This is a genomic window from Anaerotruncus sp. AF02-27, from assembly GCF_003465835.1.
In the GTDB taxonomy this organism is placed as follows: Bacteria; Bacillota; Clostridia; order Oscillospirales; family Ruminococcaceae; genus Anaerotruncus; species Anaerotruncus rubiinfantis.
Genome location: NZ_QSBX01000015.1, coordinates 25,071 through 44,854, shown reverse-complemented (window position 1 = coordinate 44,854; position 19,784 = coordinate 25,071). Strand labels below are relative to the sequence as shown.

The 19,784-nt window shown below is 56.5% G+C and carries 15 protein-coding genes and 1 other RNA gene; 3 read left to right on the top strand and 13 right to left on the bottom strand.

Annotated elements, in window-relative coordinates; genetic code table 11:
- Window positions 1-84: 84 nt before the first annotated feature.
- Together DWV16_RS12035 and gdhA are read right to left on the bottom strand one after the other, a co-directional pair.
- Window positions 85-711 carry a YigZ family protein gene (locus DWV16_RS12035; protein ID WP_066453513.1) on the bottom strand — a complete coding sequence of 209 codons (627 nt, stop codon included), beginning with the start codon at window positions 709-711 and terminating at the stop codon, window positions 85-87.
- An 85-nt stretch (window positions 712-796) separates the two neighbouring features.
- A complete protein-coding gene (gdhA, locus tag DWV16_RS12030; RefSeq protein WP_066453510.1) occupies window positions 797-2,152 on the bottom strand; it encodes an NADP-specific glutamate dehydrogenase in 1,356 nt (451 codons plus the stop codon).
- Between the two features lie 231 nt (window positions 2,153-2,383).
- Between gdhA and rnpB the strand changes: the two genes are divergently transcribed.
- The 3 genes from rnpB to DWV16_RS12015 all read left to right on the top strand — a co-directional run bounded on the left by rnpB (window position 2,384) and on the right by DWV16_RS12015 (window position 3,819).
- Window positions 2,384-2,743: RNase P RNA component class A (gene rnpB, locus DWV16_RS12025), an RNA gene on the top strand.
- Between the two features lie 348 nt (window positions 2,744-3,091).
- Window positions 3,092-3,349, top strand: a complete 258-nt coding sequence (locus DWV16_RS12020) for a pro-sigmaK processing inhibitor BofA family protein (RefSeq protein ID WP_066453509.1) — start codon at window positions 3,092-3,094, stop codon at window positions 3,347-3,349.
- Between the two features lie 47 nt (window positions 3,350-3,396).
- Window positions 3,397-3,819 carry a GNAT family N-acetyltransferase gene (locus tag DWV16_RS12015; RefSeq protein ID WP_066453507.1) on the top strand — a complete coding sequence of 141 codons (423 nt, stop codon included), beginning with the start codon at window positions 3,397-3,399 and terminating at the stop codon, window positions 3,817-3,819.
- Between the two features lie 72 nt (window positions 3,820-3,891).
- On the opposite strand, the gene secG is transcribed toward DWV16_RS12015, so the two are convergent.
- From secG to murF, 11 genes are all read right to left on the bottom strand, one after another.
- Window positions 3,892-4,143 carry a preprotein translocase subunit SecG gene (gene secG / locus DWV16_RS12010; RefSeq protein WP_066453505.1) on the bottom strand — a complete coding sequence of 84 codons (252 nt, stop codon included), beginning with the start codon at window positions 4,141-4,143 and terminating at the stop codon, window positions 3,892-3,894.
- 251 nt (window positions 4,144-4,394) lie between these two features.
- Window positions 4,395-6,632 carry a DNA topoisomerase (ATP-hydrolyzing) subunit A gene (locus tag DWV16_RS12005; RefSeq protein WP_066453503.1) on the bottom strand — a complete coding sequence of 746 codons (2,238 nt, stop codon included), beginning with the start codon at window positions 6,630-6,632 and terminating at the stop codon, window positions 4,395-4,397.
- A gap of 45 nt (window positions 6,633-6,677) precedes the next feature.
- On the bottom strand, window positions 6,678-8,663 hold the full coding sequence (locus tag DWV16_RS12000; protein ID WP_066453500.1) for a type IIA DNA topoisomerase subunit B: 1,986 nt from the start codon (window positions 8,661-8,663) through the stop codon (window positions 6,678-6,680).
- Window positions 8,664-8,782: 119 nt separating this feature from the next.
- Window positions 8,783-10,957: a polyphosphate kinase 1 gene (gene ppk1, locus DWV16_RS11995; RefSeq protein WP_243007326.1), complete on the bottom strand. Its 2,175-nt coding sequence runs from the start codon at window positions 10,955-10,957 to the stop codon at window positions 8,783-8,785.
- Between the two features lie 78 nt (window positions 10,958-11,035).
- Complete coding sequence (gene ftsZ / locus DWV16_RS11990) at window positions 11,036-12,154, bottom strand: cell division protein FtsZ (RefSeq protein WP_079988020.1); 1,119 nt, start codon at window positions 12,152-12,154, stop codon at window positions 11,036-11,038.
- Between the two features lie 165 nt (window positions 12,155-12,319).
- Window positions 12,320-13,567 (bottom strand): cell division protein FtsQ/DivIB, encoded by a 1,248-nt coding sequence (locus tag DWV16_RS11985; protein WP_118479447.1) that lies wholly within the window; start codon window positions 13,565-13,567, stop codon window positions 12,320-12,322.
- Between the two features lie 43 nt (window positions 13,568-13,610).
- A complete protein-coding gene (murA, locus tag DWV16_RS11980) occupies window positions 13,611-14,864 on the bottom strand; it encodes a UDP-N-acetylglucosamine 1-carboxyvinyltransferase (RefSeq protein ID WP_118479445.1) in 1,254 nt (417 codons plus the stop codon).
- Window positions 14,865-15,006: 142 nt separating this feature from the next.
- Window positions 15,007-16,131, bottom strand: coding sequence for an undecaprenyldiphospho-muramoylpentapeptide beta-N-acetylglucosaminyltransferase (gene murG / locus DWV16_RS11975; protein ID WP_066453487.1), 1,125 nt, complete (start codon window positions 16,129-16,131; stop codon window positions 15,007-15,009).
- A 90-nt stretch (window positions 16,132-16,221) separates the two neighbouring features.
- Complete coding sequence (gene ftsW / locus DWV16_RS11970) at window positions 16,222-17,376, bottom strand: putative lipid II flippase FtsW (RefSeq protein ID WP_079988019.1); 1,155 nt, start codon at window positions 17,374-17,376, stop codon at window positions 16,222-16,224.
- A gap of 34 nt (window positions 17,377-17,410) precedes the next feature.
- A complete protein-coding gene (mraY, locus tag DWV16_RS11965; protein WP_066453485.1) occupies window positions 17,411-18,421 on the bottom strand; it encodes a phospho-N-acetylmuramoyl-pentapeptide-transferase in 1,011 nt (336 codons plus the stop codon).
- Entirely contained in the window at window positions 18,400-19,782 is a 1,383-nt protein-coding gene (gene murF / locus DWV16_RS11960; protein WP_118479443.1) for a UDP-N-acetylmuramoyl-tripeptide--D-alanyl-D-alanine ligase, read from the bottom strand. Before murF ends, mraY begins: the two co-directional genes overlap by 22 nt.
- Window positions 19,783-19,784 lie beyond the last annotated feature (2 nt).

The following is a 19,784-nucleotide window of genomic DNA, read 5'->3' as shown; positions in this document are numbered from 1 at the left end:
GCTTCTATTATAATATACGCCACAAATAAAAAAATTCCTGCCGGATGCAAAAATTTCTTGCAACCGACAGGAACCGACAAAACATTACCCATTCATACAGGCCCAGCGCCGGTCGATCACCCGCGGGGCCACCTGCGCGGCGGTCAGCTCGGTGAGCGCCTTCTCAAAGCCCGCCAGGTCGCAGTCCCGCAGCAGCACCTGCAGCCGTACCGCCACACCGAAATCGGATGTGGTCATGACCGCGCCGTGCTGCGGCAGAAGATAGGAGATCTTCCCATAAAGATCGTAGCTAAATTCCAATTCCAGCTCGGTGCATTCGCACATGCGCATCCGCTCGGCCGCGTCAACGGCGAGCTTCGCTCCATGGGTATACGCGCGCACCAGACCGCCCGCGCCGAGCAGAATCCCGCCGAAATACCGGGTCACCACCACCACGAGGTCGGTGAGCCCCTCCTTTTGCAGAACGTCGAGCACCGGGATGCCCGCGGTCCCCTGCGGTTCTCCGTCGTCCGAATACCGTTTCAGCTGCCCGTCCCGCAGGATATAGGCGTAGACATTGTGGCTGGCGTCCCAATGTTTGCCGCGCTTCTCATTGATGAATGCGAGCGCTTCCTCTTCGGTTGTAACCGGCTTCACCGCCCCGATGAACCGGGAGCGGCGCTCCACAAATTCGTCTTCAGCGTAGCTTCGTATGGTGGTGTATTCGTCCATGCCTTCCTCCTGCATTTTTTTGCGCCAAAGGCCGCCGGCAGTTTGCCGGCGGCCGGGAAATCATATTTCGGGGACGCACACTGTATCAGTAGGCGATTCCCTGCCATTTCATCGCGTCGGCAATCTTCATGAAGCCCGCGATATTCGCGCCCATCACCAGGTTCCCCTCGTCCCCGAATTCCTTCGAAGCGTTGTAGGAGTTGTGGAAGATATTCTTCATGACCTCTTGCAGGCGGTTATCGACCTTCTCAAAGGTCCAGGCGTAACGCATGGCGTTCTGGCTCATCTCAAAGCCGCTGGTCGCGACGCCGCCCGCATTGGCCGCCTTCGCGGGCCCAAACAGGACGCCGTTCTTCTGAAAGACCTCGATGGCTTCCGGCGTGCAGGGCATGTTCGCGCCTTCCGCAACAGCCATCACGCCGTTATCGACCAGGATCTGCGCCGAACGCACGTCGAGTTCGTTCTGCGTCGCGCAGGGCAGCGCCACATCGCATTTAATCTTCCAGATACGGCGGCATCCTTCATGATATTCGGCGGTGGGAACGCGCTTGGCGTATTCGGAGATGCGTCCGCGCTCGACCTCCTTGATCTGCTTGACAACATCGATCTGGATGCCGTTCGGATCGTAGACATAACCCTGCGAATCGGACAGCGCAACCACCTTGGCGCCCATCTGCTGGGCTTTTTCGGTGGCGTAGATCGCAACGTTGCCCGAGCCGGAGATGACGGTCACCTTGCCCATCATCGTCTCAAATTTCATCGATTTGAGCATCTCCTGGGTGAAATAGAGCAGACCGTAACCGGTTGACTCGGTGCGGGCAAGCGAGCCGCCGTAACTGGGGCCCTTGCCTGTCAGCACACCGGAAAATTCGTTCTTGAGCCGTTTATACTGGCCGTACATATAGCCGATTTCCCGTGCGCCGACACCGATGTCGCCTGCGGGCACATCGGTGTCGGTTCCGATGTGGCGTGAAAGCTCGGTCATGAAACTCTGACAGAAACGCATGACTTCCCCGTCGCTTTTACCCTTCGGGTCAAAGTCGCTGCCACCCTTGCCGCCGCCCATCGGCAGGCCGGTGAGCGAATTTTTAAAGCACTGCTCAAAACCAAGGAATTTGACGACCGAAGAACAGACCGACGGGTGGAACCGCAAGCCGCCCTTATATGGGCCGATAGCAGAATTGAACTGGACGCGCCAGCCGCGGTTGACCTGGACTTTACCCTGGTCATCCACCCACGAAACGCGGAACTGGATGATACGCTCCGGTTCACACATACGCTCAATGATGCCTTCCTTGACGATGTCCGGACGTCTTTCCACGACCGGCTCAAGCGATTCCAGCACTTCGCGCACCGCCTGCAGAAACTCCGGCTGTGCCGGGTTGCGGTCGTAGACCTTGTCGTAGACCTCCTGCAGGTAGCTGTTCTTAAAATTTGACATAGATTCCTACCTCCCGATTTAGAGAATCACCAGAGAAACCAAATTGCCCGCCCCTTTTCAGGCAATCCGGTTCTTATGTTGTTTATTATAATAAACTGTTTGCAATTTAGCAAGTCAAAAGTTGCATTTTAAGGTGTATATCTCTGTTTTTTGTTTGATTTACGAATTTTCCTTTTCATGGGGCACCATCAGTTGACGAAAAACACATTTTGCAGTACAATAAATGCTCAGAGAGCGGATTGAACAGCGGCGGCGCGCCCATGGGCGCGGTGAGGAAAGTCCGGGCTTCACAGGGCAGGATACCTGCTAACGGCAGGCCGAGGCGACTCGAGGGAAAGTGCAACAGAGAGATACCGCCGCCGTATCACCGGGGATTTCCCCGGCGGACGACGGCAAGGGTGGAAAGGCGGGGTAAGAGCCCACCGGAATGCAGGAGACTGCATTGCCATGTAAACCCTATCCGAAGCAACATCAGCTGGAACAATGCGGCGGCCCGCCGGGTTCCGAAAGATGGCTCGAGCCGCGCGGCAACGCGCGGCCTAGATAGATCGTTGTTCACGACAGAACCCGGCTTACAGATCCGCTTTCTGCAAAAGGTGAAAAAGCCCCTGCTGCGCAGGGGCTTTTTTATTTGCTCCATTGCGGCAACCCCTTACAAAATAGGGGCCTCGAACGGCCAGACTTCCAAATCCACCGCTGCGGCCCTCTCCAAACAAACTCCCCAAAAACGGCCGATATTCTAATTCGTGCCGCAGGCACTCCATATTCCAAATCCGCCGCTTTACGCGGCGGGTCGTCGCAGACGACACCAGTCAGGATGCAAAGGGCTGGCAAGCCCTTTGAACACGCGTCGACGCGCAGCGGCGCTCCGGCGCAGCCGGGCAGCGTGTTCTTTTTGGTTGTCCCACCGCATATCTTTTACCGATGGAGGTGAATGCAATGGGATCTTTTCTCTGGGGGATCGGGGCGTTTGTGGGGATCTATATCTTTATCATCCTGCTGCGGTCGGGACACTTTCTGCGCACACTCTGTTTTTCCGCAATCACTGGGAACGCCGCGCTCTTTGGTATCGGCTGGCTCGGTGCCTTCACAGGCGTGCTGCTTTCGGTCAATCTATTCACCGTCGCGGTGGCAACCATCCTGGGAATTCCCGGGGTGCTGGCAATGCTTATCCTGAAGTTGCTTTTCGCGGTTTGAACCGTTATAATGAAAGGTAAGAGCGAAACAGCGCGAGGAGTGAAAATATGGACGTTAAAATCATCGAAGGCACCGGGGATCTCTCGGACGCGCTTTTTGTGCGGGATGAGGTCTTTACAAAGGAACAGGGCTTTACCATTCCGGACGCGGATGAATTCGACGCGATTTCCATCCATGCGGTTCTTTACGATGGGGACAGGCCGGTAGCGACCGGTCGCACCTTTGCTGAAGAGGACTGCTGCTGGCACCTCGGCCGGATTGCGGTGCTGAAAAGCCATCGCGGTTTACAGCTTGGCCGCAGGGTGATGGAGGAACTTGAAAAGGTGGCGCGCAGCCACGGCGCAAAGCGTCTCAAATTGGGCGCGCAGCTTTACGCGATCCCGTTCTATCAGAAATGCGGGTTTGTCCCAACTGGGCACAGATTTTTTGAAGAATTCTGTGAACACGAGGACCTCGTCAAAGAGCTTTGAGCTGGGTGAAAAAAACAAAAAGCCGCTTCCGGGAAAACGGAAGCGGCCTTTTTATTTCTCTTTTACAGGTGCTTATTTCATGGCGGCGCTGATGAAATAAACCGCAAGCGTAACCACCACGAAAATGATGCCCGCATAACGAGTGGTGCGGACCATTGTCGCCTGCATGCTTCTGTTTTTGTTCTTGCCCAGGTAGGAAGACTCGTTCGAGCCGGACAGCGCGTTAAGCCCGCCGCCTTTGCCCTCCTGGAACATGACGGTGATCACAATAATGACAGCGGTAACCAGAATGATGATGCCGCCGATAATCTCAAAAACGTTCACTTTCCAAACCTCCGATTTTATAAATGCTATCAACTCGTAATATTTTACCATAACCAAACAAGCTTTGCAAGGGATTCCAAAATATTTTTTGCCATCCGGTATCTTTTATTCCGATATGCACATACTAGCATTGGTTTTTACTCCGAAACTGCGTTTGCACGGGGATGAAAACCCGAGCCGGACGGGTCTCCCGTCCGGCTTTTGGCGTGCTTCCCAACACGCGGACAGGGCCGGCTTGGTCCGGCACGCGCTCAAAGGGTCAGCTGTTCGCCCAAATCCTCCGCTTTTGGAAGCGCACCCGCCGCGGGCAGCGATTTCACCCTGAACCGGTGGGAATTGGAAACCAGATTTTCGTCAAACGGCCGCACCGATGCTACATAATGGTTCTTTTTGAGGGTCATAACCGCGACACCCTGGGTGCCGCGGGTAGCTTTCGCGCCAATGGCGCCGGTGTTCGCGATCAGCATCCGGCCATTTGACGCGGTGAGCAGGAACTCCCCATCCTGCGGAAGCTGGAACACCGCTGCCAGCGGCGAAGCGCTGCTATAGGCCCCAAGGAGTTTCTTCCGGTTGGTCTTTGTCTGATAGCTTGTCATCTCGACCTTTGCCGCTTTGCCGTTTTGGAAGAAGAAGATCATGTATCCGGCAAAATCGGTGGTGACCGCCATATAGATTGCGGCTTCACCTTCGTCCATGCCGAGTTTCGCGGGGATATAATCGCCCATGACGCTCGCCTTGGTGTCGTCGAAATCGCTGGCTTTGGCTTTGTAAACCTGGGCCTTGTCGGTGAAAAACAGAAGTTCCGCGACATTCTGCGACTCCATTGTCAGGACGATCTCGTCGCCTTCCTTGAGCTTCTGCTCGCCGCTCATGCGCAGCGACTGCGGCGTGATCTTTTTAAAGTATCCCTCCCGCGTGAAGAAGAGATTCACCGGATAGTCGGCGGCCTCAGCCGTAATTTCGACCGCGTCCTCCTCTGTCGGGTAGTAAAGCAGCGAACGGCGCGGCTGGCCGAATTTCTTGCTGACCGCCCGCAGTTCCTCAATGATGATGGCACGAACCTTTTTGCGGTCAGCAAGAATGCCCTCCATCTCCGCGATGTCTTTCGTAAGCTGGTCAATCTCATCGGTGCGCTTTAGGATATATTCACGGTTTAACTGCCGCAGGCGGATCTCCGCGACGAATTCGGCCTGGGTTTCGTCGATGCCGAACCCAATCATCAGGTTCGGGACAACCTCTTTCTCCTCCTCCGTCTCGCGCACGATTTTGATCGCCTTGTCGATGTCGAGCAGGATTTTGCGCAGGCCCTTGAGCAGGTGCAGCTTTTCCTTTTTCTTTCCAAGTTCAAAATAAACCCGGCGGCGGATGCAACCCTCACGGAAGGCCGCCCATTCGTTGATGAGTTCCTTCACGCCGCAGACGCGCGGCATCCCGCCGATCAGGACGTTGAAGTTGCAGGAAAAGCTGTCCTCAAGCGGGGTCATCTTGTAGAGCTTGCGCATCAGCGCGTCCGGATCGACGCCGCGCTTGAGATCAAGGGTCAATTTGAGTCCAGAGAGATCGGTCTCGTCGCGCATGTCGGAGATTTCCCGGATCTTTCCGCCTTTCACCAGGTCGACGATCTTGTCCATGATCGCTTCAACCGTTGCGGTTGGCGGGATTTCAGTGATGTCGATGCAGTTCGAGCCCTTGTCATAGGTATAGCGCGAACGCACCTTCACGCCGCCGCGGCCGGTCGCATAGATCTGCCGCAGCTCCCGTTCATTGTGGACGATGTAGCCGCCACCCGGGAAATCCGGCGCGCGCAGCGTCTCAACGAGATCATGGTCAGGATTTTTAAGCACCGCAATGGTGGTCTCGCAGACCTCTGCCAGATTAAACGGGCAGATCGACGAAGCCATGCCGACCGCAATGCCCACGTTTGAATTGACGAGGATCGACGGAAAAGTCACCGGCAGCAAGGTCGGTTCCTTCATGGTGTTGTCATAGTTCGGGACAAAATCGACCGTATCGTAATCGATGTCCCGAAAAAGTTCAGTGCAGAGCGCGTCGAGCTTGACCTCGGTGTAACGGCTCGCGGCAAAAGCCATGTCGCGCGAATATGCCTTGCCGAAGTTGCCCTTGCTGTCCACATACGGATGCAGCAATGCCTCATAGCCGCGGGCGAGACGCACCATCGTCTCATAAATCGCCTGATCGCCATGTGGGTTGAGGCGCATCGTCTGTCCAACCACATTCGCGGACTTGGTGCGCGCGCCGGTGAGCAGCCCCATCTTGTACATCGTGTAGAGCAGCTTTCGATGGGACGGCTTGAAACCGTCGATCTCCGGGATCGCGCGCGAAACGATGACGCTCATCGCATAGGGCATATAGTTTTTTTCCAGCGTTTCAACAATCGGCTGTTCGACCATAACGCCCGCGTTCTCAATGACCGCGGACGGGTCTTTCACCTTCTTGACTTCCTGTTTCTTCGGTCTTTTTGCTGCCAAACGATCAGCTCCAACTGTAAATGTTTTGCACGGTTTTTCCCCCGTTTAGGAAATATCTGCCAACTCAAGATACTGGTAGCCGTTCTCCGCGATGAACTCCTTGCGTCCCGCCAGGTTGTCCCCCAAAAGCAGATCAAACATCACAGAGGTCTGCTCCGCCTGCGACGGCGTCACCTTGATGAGCCGCCTGGTTTCCGGGTTCATGGTGGTCAGCCACATCATGTCCGCCTCGTTTTCGCCAAGGCCCTTCGACCGCTGGATGGTAAACTTCGCACTGCCGATTTTTGCGAGCGCATCGGCTTTTTCCTGTTCAGTATAGGCAAAATAGGTCTTATCTTTGGTCGTGATCTCATAAAGCGGCGACTCCGCGATGTAGACGCAGCCTTCCTCAATGAGGGTTGGCGCGAGCCGGTAGAGCATCGTGAGAATCAGGGTGCGGATCTGGAAGCCGTCGACATCGGCATCGGTGCAGATGACAATCTTATTCCAGCGCAGCCCCTTGAGGTCGAAGGAGGAGAGTTCCTTATTCGCTTTGGCGGTCACCTCCACGCCGCAGCCGAGCACTTTGAAGATGTCGGTGATGATCTCGTTTTTGAAGATCTTGTCGTACTCGGCCTTGAGGCAGTTGAGGATCTTGCCGCGCACCGGGATGATCGCCTGAAATTCGCTGTCGCGCCCCATTTTGCAGGAACCGAGCGCCGAATCGCCCTCCACGATGTAAATTTCCCGGCGGCTCACGTCCTTGGTGCGGCAGTCAACGAACTTCTGCACACGGTTGGACATGTCAATTGTGCCGGCGAGCTTCTTTTTGAGGTTTAACCGGGTGCGTTCCGCGTTCTCGCGGCTGCGCTTGTTGATGAGCACCTGCTCCGCGATACGCGAAGCCTCGTCCGGGTTTTCGATGAAGTAGACCTCCATCTGATGACGCAGGAATTCATTCATCGCCTCGTAGACGAATTTATTGGTGATCGCCTTCTTGGTCTGGTTCTCATAGGAGGTTTGGGTCGAAAAGTTTGACGACACCAGCACCAGGCAGTCCTCCACGTCCACAAAGGTGATCTTGCTCTCGCCCTTCGTATATTTCCCGGCGTTCTTGATGTAATTGTCGATCATGTAGGTAAATGCCAGCTTGACCGCTTTTTCCGGGCTGCCGCCGTGTTCGAGCCAACTTGAATTGTGGTAATATTCGGTGGTCTTCACCTTGTTCGAGAAGCAGAACGCCACCGAGAGCTTCACCTTGTATTCGGGCTTGTCCTCGCGGTCGCGGCCTTTGCGTTCGGCCTTCCAGAACTGCACCGGCGTGAGGGTTTCCTCCCCGGCCAGCTCGTGCACATAGTCGACAATGCCGTTTTCATAGAGAAACTCCCGCTCCTCGAAACCGCTTTCGGTCTGGTTGCGCAGAATGAAGCGAACCCCGTCGTTGACGACCGCCTGCCGGCGGATGACATCCGTATAGTAATCGAGCGGGATCGCAATGTCGGTAAACACCTGCAGATCCGGCTTCCAGCGGATCTTACTGCCTGTCTGACGGCGGCGGGTCTCCTCCTTATGGAGCCCCCCGACGTTCTCGCCATGTTCAAAATGCAGGGTGTATTTGCAGCCGTCGCGGTAGATCTCCACATCCATGTATTCGGACGCATATTGGGTCGCGCAAAGGCCCAGGCCGTTAAGCCCAAGCGAATATTCGTAGCTTTCGCCCTCGTTGGTTTGATATTTTCCGCCCGCGTAGAGTTCGCAGAAGACAAGCTCCCAGTTATATTTTTCCTCGCGCGGGTTATAGTCAACCGGGATGCCCCGGCCGAAATCTTCAATTTCGATCGACTGGTCCCGGTAACGGGTGACGACGATCCTGTCGCCGTGGCCTTCGCGCGCTTCGTCGATCGAGTTCGAGAGGATCTCAAACATCGCGTGCTGGCATCCCTCCAGCCCGTCCGACCCAAAGATCACCCCCGGGCGGCGGCGGACGCGATCCGCGCCCTTTAAGGACGAAATACTTTCATTGCCATAATCTTTTGCCGTTTTTTTTGGCATCGCTTTGCCTCCATTTTTGCCGCTATGCGCGAAATCATACCCAATTATTATACCATGCCGGCCCAAAAAGTGCAAATAATGAGAACGGTGCCGCCGCAAATTTGCGGCGGCACCCGGTATTATTTGAAAAAGGCTCTGAACTTATCCAGGAATTTTTGCAGTCCGCCGCGCGGCGGCTCCTTCTGCGGGCGGCCCGCGCCGTGCACCGGATGCTCCTCCTGCTGCGCGGCCTTCTCCGCACGCACATACGCCAGCTTATAGAGGTCAATCTGACTGTCGGTCGGCGGCCGGTCGTTCTTCACAAGGCTGTATGCTCCATTGGGAAGCAGGCGTTTCGCCTTCACATTGTCATTAAACTCCATCTCGAGCATCGACAGGATCCTTTTTTTGATCTGCTGGTCGTAGATCGGCGCGGCAACCTCAACCCGCCGTTCGGTATTGCGGGTCATGAAATCGGCCGACGAAAGATACATCCGGCTGCGCTCCGGCGTGCCGAACACATAAACCCGGCTATGCTCAAGAAAACGCCCGACGATGCTGATGACCTCGATGTTGTCGGTATAGCCCGGCACCCCGACCCGCAGGCAGCAGATGCCGCGAATGACCATGCGGATTTTGACCCCGGCTTTTGAGGCCTCGATCAACCGGTCGATGATATCCTTGTCGGTGAGTGAATTGATCTTTATCAGAATTTCAGCGGGCTTGCCCTCCAACGCGCAGCGGATCTCCTCGTCGATGTAGGTCAGCACCGCTGGCTTCATCGTGACCGGCGCGGCAATCAGATGCCGGGTGTCGCCCGCGGGATTATTCGTGAGGATGCCGCTGAAAATCTTGAGCCCGTCCTCGCCGAATTCCCGATTCGCGGTCATCAGGCACAGGTCGGTATAGAGTTTCGCGGTCGATTCGTTGTAGTTTCCGGTGCCCACCTGGGTGATGAAGCTCACCTTGCCGCCCACCTTGCGGGTGATGACCAGGAGCTTGGAATGCACCTTGTATTCGCCCAGGCCGTACACAACGTTGACGCCCGCTTCCTCCAGCCGCTTCGACCAGATGATGTTGTTCTCCTCGTCGAAGCGCGCGCGCAATTCGACGACCACATGCACCTCCTTGCCGTTTTCCGCCGCCTTGATGAGCGCCGCGACGATCTGGCTTTCCTGCGCGACCCGGTAGAGGGTCATCTTGATGCTCAGCACCGCCGGATCTTCCGACGCCTCGACCAGAAGCGCGATGAACGGCTTCATGCTTTCATAGGGATAGGAGAGCAGGATATCGTGATCCTCAATCTGCGGGATGATCGGCCGGTCGGGCCGGATCATGGAGGACTGCTGCGGGGTAAGCGGCGGATAAAACAGCTCCTTCATTCCCTGCCGCTCAAAATGCGAACAAAGCTTAAAGCCAAACGACATATCGAGCGGCGTGTTCCCTCGGAAAACCCGCTCCTGCGTGAGTTCCAGCTTGCGGCAGAGCTGCTCGGCGATCGCCCCGGTCACCTGACCGAAAAATTCGATCCGCACCGGCATCAGCTTGCGGCGGTTCTTCACCAATTCCTCCATAACGCTGCGGTAATCCGCGTCGTGGTCATACATCGCCTCCTCGACGTTGATATCGGCATTGCGGGTGATACGGAAAATGGTCTTGGCCACCACGACATAGTTCTGGAAGATATGCTCGCAGTATTTGAGCACCAATTCCTCAATCAGGACAAAGCGGTTCTTTTCAAACGGCAGATAAACGATCCTGTCAAATCCCGTCGAAACCGGGATGATCGCAATTTTTACAAACTCCCCTTTGGTCTGCAGCTGGGTGCAGATATAGGTTTCCTTATTCTTAAGGAAGGGGAACGGGTGGTGCTTATCGATGATCTGCGGCGAAAGGATCGGCAGGATCTCGGTGCGGAAATACCCTTCCAGGAAGGCTTCCTCCTCCTCGGTGAGCATATCCATATCCAGATGCACAATCCCGACCTGTTTAAGATCCTGCATCAGGCGGGCATAGGCCCCATCCTTTTTATCAATCAGCTCGCGCACCTGCGGAAAAATTGCTTCGAGCTGCTCGGCCGGGGTCATTTTGGACTTGTTGTCGACCGCCTGTGGTTCAAGCATCGACGCGTCGGTCAGGGTACCCACGCGGATCATAAAGAATTCGTCGAGATTGTTCGAAAAAATCGAGATGAATTTCAGCCTTTCAAGCAGCGGGATGGTCATGTCACAGGACTGCTCCAGCACCCGCTGGTTGAATTTGAGCCAGCTCAGTTCCCGATTCTGGTAGAGGATCGGCATCTCGTTGTTGTCCATCCGAAATTTCTCCTTTATTTTACAGGTTTTTTACAAAAAGAAAGGGAGCACTGCCATTCTGGCAATACTCCCTCACAGTTATTTCTTGTTGTTGAAGATTGACAGAATGTCAAAGAAATTATCATCTTCCTCGTCGTTCCCGGTGCCTGTCCCGTTTTCTCCGCCGGTCTTCACCGTGCTGTCAGCCGAAGCGCCCGGCTTGAAGCTGTAATTGGGGAGGCTGAAGTTCTTGTCATTGTCAAACCCGGTGGCAATGACCGTGACCTTCATCTCATCCTGGAGCGTGTCGTCGAAGGTCGCGCCCCAGATGAGGTTGACGTCCGGATGCGCCGCATCGTGAATCATCGAGGAAGCGACGTCGATGTCGTCGAGATCGATGTCCGGCGAAGCGGTGATGTTGACGATGACGCCTTTCGCACCGTTGATCGAAGTTTCGAGCAGCGGCGAGGAGATCGCCTTTTCAGCGGCCGCCTTCGCCTTATCCTTGCCGGATGCGGCGCCCACGCCCATATGCGCGTAGCCGGCGTCCTTCATGATCGCGGTGACGTCCGCGAAGTCCAGGTTGACCACGCCGGGGATATTTACCAGATCGGAGATACTCTGCACGCCCTGTTTGAGCACATCGTCCGCGGCGGAGAAAGCATTCTGCAGGGTGATTTTTTCCTCGGAGATCAGCTTGAGGCGCTCATTGGGAATCACGAGCAGCGCATCCACATGTTCGCGCAGCGCGGTGACGCCCATCTCGGCCTGATCCATGCGGCGCTTGCCTTCAAAGTTGAACGGCTTTGTGACGATGCCGACGGTGAGAATTCCCATCTCATGCGCCACTTCCGCCACGACCGGGGCCCCGCCAGTTCCGGTTCCGCCGCCCATACCGGCGGTGATGAACACCATATCGGTGCCCTTGAGCGCCGAAGCAATCTCATCCCGGCTTTCCTCGGCGGCGCGTTGGCCCTTTTCCGGATTGCCGCCCGCGCCTTTTCCGCGGGTGAGCTTGTCCCCAATGTGAAGCTTATAGGTGGCCTGCGAAGTGAGCAGCGCCTGATTATCGGTATTGATCGAGATGAATTCCACGCTCTTCATACCCGACTGGACCATGCGATTGATTGCGTTCCCGCCGCCGCCGCCGACGCCGATTACCTTAATTGAGACGACATTCTCGCTCTCATCGTTTGCCATGTCGAAGTTCATTAACATCGCTGTTCCCCCTGTATCATCCATAAACTTTAAAAGTATGCATCAAAGCCCATCCGGACATCATCATAATTATACTATTAAGTATTATTCTATCAGATCGCTATGGGTAAATCAATAGAAATTCCTGATTCCAACGCAAAATGTGAATATTTCCCTCTCCTCTTCTCATGCCTGTTCATCCGCTTTCTGCGGCTCGGCCGAGGTCGCCTGAGAGGAGGATTCCGGCTGCTCCATATCGTCGTTCGGAATCACTTCCAAAGGGTCGAAGGACGAGGACGGCTCGCTCGCAGAGGACGCTTGTGCCTCCGATGAAGCAGGTTTGCTGCTGGATGCTGAACCCGGTATGACTTCCAGCTCCGGGCTGTCCTTTGCGGGCGGCCTGTATTCCCCGCTGTCCTCCTGCGCGGCCTTCATCGCGTTCAGCCTGCGCTTTTGCAGTTCCTGTTCGATGCTGCACGGGTCAACCCAGACCTCTTTGTCGATCGAAACGTCCAGGATTCCCTGGAAAGTGGGCTCCAGCTCGTCCTCGATCACTTTTTGTGCGAATTTCAGCTTATAGGGAAGGTTGGCCTGGCTGCCAAGCTCAATCATCACACGGTTGTCATAAACAAGCAGCATGTTGAGCCGATCGGTGAAATCCACCAGCGTGATCCGTTCAAACCCGGTTTCTTCAACCGCATCGACCAGACTTTTCAGCATGGCGTACCCGTCCTTTTCCACCGTGGCCGCCCGTTCGCGGCGCTGCTTATCGAGCTTCTTCGGGTCCACCTTTGCATCTTCCGAGGAACTCGCCGCCTTCTGGGAGGACGTTTCCTCCGATGAAGCGAACTGTTCCTCCGGCGCGACGATCTCCCCTTTCTGGGATATCTCGCCCAGGATACGTCCCACCGTATGATCGGAAAGGTACATGCCGGTGATCGCGGTCGTGCCCTCCGGCAGGGTCTGCGCACCCGTTTCCAGGATTTTTCCGTTCTGCCCGATCACCACATATCCGTCGTCCGACGCCACCGCGCCGAGCACCTTTGCCTGGGTGATTTCAATCGTCAGCTTCGGTGGAAATGTCCGTTTGAGATTCACCGCTTCCACATATGGATACTTTTCAGCCAGGCGCCTGGTCACGCCCTTCTCACTCACACAAAACAGGTTGTCCCCGATTTTGACGCCGGAGGTGTCGATGATTTCCTGCACGGCATATTTCGTGGTCCCGGTGACCTCCAGCTTTTCGATTTTAAAGAAAACCGTCAGCGAAAGGACCACCATGACCACGGCCGCCGCGAGCAGGATCAATATGTAATTGAGCGTCTGCCGCCCGGTCCGGCGGCGTTTGCGCCGCTGGCTGTTCGCGGCCGCCGCCTTCGCCCGGTCGGGCGCGGCGCGGCGCGGCGAGCCAAATGAGAGGATCTTTTGCTTCATGGGGACTTCCTCCGGATTTTTAGACTTCCGTTTTCATTTTCCGTCAGCTTTCCCGGCGGATCGAAGCGCCGATATTGGAAAGGTTCTGTTCAAACTGTTCGTAGCCGCGGTCAATATGTTCAATCTGGTAGAGCGTGCTTTCACCCTGCGCCGCCAGAGCGGCCACCGCGAGCGCCGCGCCGCCGCGCAGGTCGGTGCAGTAGACGGTAGCGCTGTGCAGTTCCCGCACGCCCCGCACCACCGCGATACGCCCCTCCACCTTGATCTCAGCGCCCATGCGCTGCAGTTCCGGGACATATTTGTAGCGGTTTTCGAAGATATTTTCAATAAAGACGCTGGTGCCTTCCGCCACGCCTGCCAGCGCGACCAGCGGAGGCTGCGCGTCGGTTGGGAAGCCGGGATACGGCATTGTGCGCACCGAACCAAGCGCACGCAGCGGATGTTTTGCACAGATGCGGATCGTATCCGGCCGCACCGTGAGGTCGCAGCCCATCTCCTCAAAACAGGGCAGAATCGCTGAAAGGTGCTCGGAACAGACATCGGTCAGAGTCACATCACCACCGGTGACCGCCGCGCAGGAAAGGTAAGTCGCCGCCGCGATCCGGTCAGAGATCACCCGGTGATGGGCGGGATGCAGCTTCTGCACTCCCATAATATGCACATCGCCGCCGCGGGCGATGTGGATCCGGGCGCCGCAGGCATTGAGGAAGGACGCGAGGTCGGAAATTTCCGGTTCGCGCGCCGCGTTTTTGACGATCGTTTCGCCTTCGGCCAGACTGGCGGCAATCATGATGTTTTCGGTTGCGCCGACGCTGGGGAACGGCAGCGAAATCTTCGCGCCGCGCAACTTGTTTTCGACGCGGCAGTCGAGGTATCCGTGATCCTCCCGGATGGTGACTCCGAGCCGTTCAAGCGCCGCCAGATGCAGATCGATGGGACGCGGCCCAAGTTCGCATCCGCCCGGCAGGGAAATCCGCGCCTTGCCGCACTTCGCGATAATCGCGCCGAGAAAAACAATGGACGAGCGCATCATGCGCATCAGTTCGTCGGGGATGCAGCAGGAACAGTCCCGGCAGGGCCCTACAATGACACTGTCGCCTTCACGATGGGTGTCGCAGCCGAGATCGCCGAGGATATTGCATGCGGCGGTGACGTCGGTAAGCCGGGGGCAGTTATGTATGACACAGTCGCCCGGCAGCAGCGTCGCCGCCAGAATCGGTAATGCGGAGTTTTTCGCCCCGTGCACCCGCAGGGTTCCTTCCAGGCGTTTTTCGCCTTCGATCAACAGTTTTTCCATTTCACGCACCCTTTCGCATAGAACGAGGGTACGAGACCCCCTTGCAAAATCATATTATGCAATTGGGTGCCAAGGGGTGCTTTGCGCCTGTATGTCCCGCCGCGGCGCGGCGGGACGGTCTCATTTTTTGAAAAAACGGCTTTCAGGGCTTGGAAAGCAGCCCCGTAATCTCCTGATAAATGCGTTCGTTCGCGTCGATAATTGCCATGGACTGCGCGTTTTTCCCCAGCCGCCGGAGAGTGGCCGGGTCAGCGCAGAGGGATTCCACTGTATCGCGCAGAAGTTTTGGGGTGAGGTCTTTCTCCTCGATCACCACAGCCGCGTCGTGCTCTGAAAGCACCATCGCGTTGTGATACTGATGGTTTTCCGCCACATTGGGAGACGGGATGAGCACCGACGCGGTGCCGCTCGCTTCAAGCTCGGTCAGGGTCATCGCTCCTGACCGGGAGATGACCAGGTCCGCCGCCGCCAGGCAGTCAGGCATGTCGTTAATATATTCGCGCACATCCAGCCCGGGGGCTTTCGCATCGACGCCCGCGGCCTCGAGCAGCTGCGGGAAGCGGTCTTTTTCATAAGAGCCGGTCGCATGGATATGGTAGATGCCGCCGCGGTGCTGTTCCCAGGCCATCAGCCCGGCGACCGCTTCGTTCACACGCCGCGCGCCAAGGCTTCCTCCAAAGGACACGAGGCAGATCTGCCCTTCCCGCAGGCCAAGCTTTTGCCGCGCCTTTTCACGGTTTGCAAAGATGATCTGTTCGCGCACCGGATTTCCAGTGACGATATATTCACGGCCCGCTGGCAGGAAACGTTTGGCCTCCTCCACCGAGATGAGCACCTTGTCCGCGGTGCGGGCAAGGATTTTTGTCGTCACGCCGGGGAACGCGTTTGATTCATGCGTGACCGTTTTAATCCCGAGCCTCGCGCCCTCGCGCAGAATCGGGCCGCTGACATAACCGCCGGTCCCCACAATGATATCCGGGCCAAACTGCTGGATCAGCCGTTTGGAGCGGCCCCAGGAAAGCGCAAGGCAGCCCACCGCTTTCACATTATATTTGATGTTGAACCAGTTGAGCTGACGCTGAAAACCCATGATCTCAATCGGGAAGAAATCAAAGCCGGCGTTCGGCACCAGGCGCGCTTCCATCCCCTTTGGGTTTCCCGCAAAGAGAATCTCCGCGTTTGGCTGGCGGGCTTTTATAAAGTTCGCAACAGCGATCGCGGGATTGATATGTCCCGCCGTGCCGCCGCAGGCAAAAAGGATTTTCATGCTGTCAAAGCCCTCCATTGCTGATGTTTTGCCGTCCAGTATCGGGATGCGCCAAAGCCTGTGGAGGAATCCGCAGGCTTTTTGCGTGTTCTACTCTTTCTCGATGCTCGACTGCCGCGAGACCGAAAGGATAACCCCCATCTGACATAGTAACATAACCAGCGCCGTACCTCCATAGGAAAAGAACGGCAAACTGATGCCGGTGTTGGGGACGGTATTGCTGACAACCGCAATATTGAGGATTGTCTGCACGCCGACCTGGGTGGTGAGTCCAACCGAGAGCATCGAGCCGAACCGGTCGCGGCAGCGCATCGCAATGACATAGCCGCGCCAGACAAGCAGCACAAAGATCAGGATGATGATCGCCGCGCCGATGAAACCAAGTTCCTCACAGACAACCGAGAAAACGAAATCGTTCTGCGGTTCCGGCAGATAGAGGTGCTTTTGGCGGGAATTGCCGATGCCGACCCCCATAAGCCCGCCCGAACCGATCGCGTAAAGGGACTGGATGGTCTGGTAACCCGCGCCCTGCGGCGCGTCCCATGGGTTGATCCAGTAGATAAATCGTGATTCCGCGTATTCGACCACGCCTGGTATGAGGACCATGACGATGATGCCGCCGATGAGCAGGCCTCCGCCCAGCATGAACCATTTGATATCGGTGCCGCCGACAAACATCATAACGATGCCGATCGAAACGATCAGGATGGTGCCGGACAGATGCGGCTCAAGCAGCATGAGCAACGCGATCACGCCCATGATTCCCAAAAAAGGCCAGACGCCGTATTTCGGGTCCTTCATTTTTTCGTAGTTGATTGAAATCAGGTGGGCAAACAGTACCACAAGCGCAAATTTTGCAAGCTCGGACGGCTGGAAAGTGGTAAATCCAAGGTTGATCCAGCGTTTTGCGTCTGACCGGTATGGAAAAACAAGCGCGAAGATGAGCAGGAAGATGGTGCCCGCGAAGATCGGGAGCGCCAGCCGGTGCAGAATATGGTAATCGATCCTTGAGATGATCAGCATCATGATCACGCCCACAATTGCGAAAAAGAGCTGGCGGGAAATGTAATAGAAGCTGTTCCCGTCGTGGTAATATGCATAGGCGTAGCTCGCTGAAAACAGCATGATCAGCCCGATCGAAAGCAGCAGCAGGACCAGAATCAAAAAGGTAAGGTCCATCCCGGCCTTTTCGGTTTTTACCCGCGCCTTCTTGCCTGCCCGGCCAAACGGCTGTGCACGTTCCATCGTACGCCCCCTTTCATAGTTTAAAGCCCGGTTTTTAAAGCAGCATTACCGAAAAAATTGCCAGAATGCCGCCCGCCAGCGCCACCAGGGAAAAAGCGCTGACAATCTTGATCTCACTCCAGCCCGACATCTCGAAGTGATGATGGATCGGGCTCATTTTGAAGATGCGTTTGCCGTGGGTCAGCTTGAAGTAGGTCACCTGCAGCATGACCGAAAAGGCTTCGCACCAGTAGACCACGCCGGTGAGGATGAGCAGCAGTGGCAGTCCCACGTCGAACGCAAGCGCCACCACCAGTCCGCCCAGAAAAAGCGAGCCGGTGTCCCCCATGAACACCTTTGCCGGATAGAAGTTCCACACCAGAAAGCCGAGCGTTCCGCCCGCGAGCGCCGCGGACATGAGCCCCGCCTGCGCGTAGCTGAGCACGCCGGAAATCACCAGCATGACAAGCGCATAGACAAAGGTGACCGAGGAAGCCAGCCCGTCGATGCCGTCAGTCAGATTGACCGCGTTTACAAAACCAGTGATCACAATCATTGCAAGCGGGTAATAAAGAAGCCCCAGGTCAAGCTGCCCGATAAACGGGATCACCACCACCGTTGACCGTTCGCCCGCAAGGTAGAGCATCGACAGGTAAAATACCCCGATGATCAGCTGCATCAGGTATTTCTGGCGGGCGGTCAGTCCGAGGTTTCGCTTCTTCACGACCTTGATATAGTCGTCCAGAAAGCCCACCGCCCCAAACGCAAGCGCCATCACCATTCCGGCGAACAGCTTGATCGTCCCCATCGAATCGATCCGCATTGCCTGGTCGGAGAGCAGCAGGGTGGCGTAGCCGACCACAACAGCTATTGTAACACCGATTACGAACATTATGCCGCCCATAGTCGGGGTTCCCTGTTTCTTTTTATGCCACGCGGGACCGATGTCCAGGATCGTCTGGCCATATTTAAGCCGGCGCAGAAACGGAATCAACACAATCCCCAGCGCGGCCGAAACAAAAAACGCGACCAGGGTGGTAAGTATCAACACGGTTGTGTTTTGCATATTTTGTCGTTCTCCTCACTGTACAGTCCTTGCAGAAGCTCTTCAAAATGCATTCCATGGCTTGCTTTGAACCAGATGACCGCCCCGGCCCCGAGCTTTTGCATGAGCGCGTCAAGCAACGCGCCTTTTGTTTCAAAATGGCGGGCGTCGATCTTCCCGCCGGCCGCTTTGGCGCCTTCCACATAATACCGCGCCAGCGGTCCGTACGCAAGCAGGAGATCGATTCCATTTTCTTCCGCACAGCGGCCGATCCCGATATGCGCCGCCTCGGAGATCTCTCCAAGTTCCAGCATGTCTCCCAGCACGGCGATCCGCCTGCCTTCACAGGGATAGGCTCCAAGCGTTTGCAAAGCGGCGCGCATCGAGTCGGGCGAGGCGTTGTAGCAGTCCTCCACCACTGTGCAGCCCTTCCACGCCACGATCTTTTGGCGCATACCGGATGGCGCATAATTTTGCAGAGCCGCCGCGCAGTCTTCCGGAGGGATATCGAGCGCGTGCCCGGCGGCGAACGCCGCCAGCGCGTTTAAGACGTTGTGCCGCCCGACGCACGGGATGCGTACAGGCAGTTCCTTACCGTTATAACACAGAATGAACGCGGTTTCGGTCGAATCCGCGCGGATATCGCGGGCGGTGTAATCGCAGGCGGGATTCTCAATGCCGTAAAACCGCAGATCAAGCCGGGGGATTTTTACCTGGGAGAGCAGATCGTCGTCCCCGCAGAGGATGAGCGGCGCGCCGTCCGGCAGCGCCCCCGCAAGTTCGAGCTTTGCTTTGCAGATATTCTCCCGGCTGCCGAGCTGTTCGATGTGGCTCACGCCGATGTTGGTGATGATCCCGACGGTCGGCTGGGCCACCGCCGCGAGCGCCTCAATTTCTCCCATTCCCTGCATGCCCATCTCGATGACTGCCGCCTCATAGCTGCGGTCGAGCCCAAGCAGGGTTTTCGGCAGGCCAATCTCATTGTTGAAGTTGCCTGCCGTCTTAAGGGTCTTGTAGCCCGCCGCGATCACCGCCGCGACCATGTCCTTGGTCGTCGTTTTTCCCACACTGCCGGTGATCCCGACACACCGCACGGAAAACATCGCGCGGTAGGCGCGGCCAATGGCCATGAGGGCCTTCTCGGTATCCTCCACATAGAGCACGCGGTCACTGCCATAATCCCGGCGCTCGTGCGCGACAGCATAGGCCGCGCCGCCCGCGAGCGCCTGCGTGATATAATCGTGGCCGTTAAAACGTTCACCCGTGAGCGCTACAAAAAGGCAACCCTCCGGCAGGTCGCGCGAATCGGTCGAGAGATCGGTAATCACCCCGTCCCATTCGCCTAGGGCACCGATTGCTGCGGCAATCTGCCGCATGGTCATAG